Here is a 1,092-nt window from a genome sequence, read left to right on the forward strand (position 1 = left end):
CCCAAGATCCATCAGCCGAGGAACCGGCGTTCGTGCCTGGGCGAGCTGATCCAGATCGATGGCAGCGATCACCGGTGGTTTGAAGACCGGGCGCCAGCGTGCACGCTGCTGGTGTTTATTGACGACGCGACCAGCCGCCTGATGACGCTGCATTTCACCGCGACCGAGTCGACCTTCAGCTATTTCGAAGCGACGCGGCGCTATATCGAGCAGCATGGCAAGCCCATGGCGTTCTACAGCGACCGCGCCAGCGTGTTCTCGGCCAATCAAAAAAGCACGGCTGACAAGGGAATAACGCAGTTTGGCCGGGCCTTGTACGAACTCAATGTCGACACCTTTTGCGCCAACAGCAGTCAGGCCAAAGGCCGCGTCGAACGGGCCAATCTGACCTTGCAGGACCGGCTTGTAAAGGAATTGAGGTTGCGCGGAATCGACACGCAAGCGGCGGCGAATCTTTATGCGCCCCACTTCATTGCCGACTTTAACAACCGGTTTGGCAAGGCTCCGAAGAGTGACTACAACGCGCATAGGCCACTGCGCGACGACGAAGACCTGGTTTCGGTTTTAACGTCTCGTGCATCGCGCTGCGTGTCGAACACACTAACCGTGCAATACGATCGGGTGCTCTACCTGCTCGATGATTCGCCGGTGACACGAGCACTGATTCATCATTATCTGGACGTGTACGAGTACCCGAATGGGCGCATCGAAATCGTAGCGAACGGCACTGCCCTGACCTATCGCCAGTACGATCGGCTCTCGGATGCAGGCCAAGGTGCCGAGATCGATAACAAGCGCCTTGGACACGTTCTCGCGCTGTCTCGACAGGTGCAGTTGGAGCGTGACAACCGGCGCATCTCGGGCTCGCCTTCGCGGACCAACCGGGGCGAACCGGTGAAGCCGAAGATGCGGGCCAACAACACGCGCAAGCAACGCGAACTCAAGCAAATTGACTTGGATGCAATGATCTTGCGAACCTCTGAAAGGCAGGCAGCCGCGGTGGGGAAACTGCCTTCTACAGAGATCATTCTCGACCCAAAACCGGACATTTCAACTTAGCCCGAAGGCGGACATCTGAACTTAGCCTCGACA

The 1,092-nt window shown here is 57.8% G+C and carries 1 protein-coding gene; it reads left to right on the forward strand.

The genetic code is table 11. The features are described 5' to 3' along the window. Positions 1-1,059: ISNCY family transposase (locus FQ746_RS24595; RefSeq protein WP_144112302.1), on the forward strand; the 1,059-nt coding region annotated here is incomplete at its 5' end. Between the last annotated feature and the right edge of the window lie 33 nt (positions 1,060-1,092).

Origin of the sequence: Paraburkholderia sp. BCC1886 (assembly GCF_900996245.1) — a bacterium.
Classification (GTDB): domain Bacteria; phylum Pseudomonadota; class Gammaproteobacteria; order Burkholderiales; family Burkholderiaceae; genus Paraburkholderia.